General features: G+C 53.1%; 1 protein-coding gene. It reads right to left on the bottom strand.

Translation table 11 applies throughout. The features are described from left to right. Positions 1-638 (bottom strand): helix-turn-helix domain-containing protein (locus ACUY3D_RS12670; protein ID WP_448241224.1); only part of this gene is annotated, 638 nt, incomplete at its 3' end. Positions 639-734: the final 96 nt, after the last annotated feature.

Below are 734 nucleotides of genomic sequence, written 5' to 3'. Positions count from 1 at the left end.
CCATTGTCGGAAAGGATTTCTTGAGGTTTGCCGTAGGCAGCGAACGCTGCGGCCAGTACGGCGCGTGCGTCAGTACCGTTTTCTGGCAGGGCGAACGCTGTGGTTCCGACATCGAATCTGCTGGCATCATCGATAATCTGGTAAATCGTGACATGTGTGTGGGCATGGTCAAAGAGGCGATAGACCAGTCCATCGATTTGCCAGAGTTCACCGACGCGATCACGGGCGAAGCGCTTATAGGAGCTGCGTGGCCGTTTGCGGGCATTGGCATCAACAAACCCCAGTTCATGCAGCCACGAGGCGATTGTAGAACGCGATGGGGTGTAATCTGCGCCTACAGTGTCGAACAAAAAGTAGTAGATCGACCAAGGCCCATAATCCAAGCCTTGCTCCATTAACTGTTGTCTGGCGTGGACGACTGCGATTTTATCGGCCTCGTCAAACTTCTTAATCGGATTCTTCGGGGCAGTCGAATCCGGCACAATACCTGCGCGCCCCTTCTGCGCTATCCGGTGTTTGATGTTGTGGTACGTCTGCCGCGAGATCCCTAATTCTTTGCAAAACTGTGTGACCGTCTTGCCGTCACGAACGGGATCGAAATCTGCGACCTTTCTACGCTTATGCAATGGAATAGCCATCCGGCTATTCCACCGCCGCAAACGTCCAAAAAGCCACTAGACATCCCGTCCAAAAACATCCTGGACTCCGTGTCCAAAAAGTCGCTAGACATCACA

It is taken from the genome of Corynebacterium guaraldiae (assembly GCF_053480195.1).
This window is presented reverse-complemented; position numbering and strand designations above follow the sequence as displayed.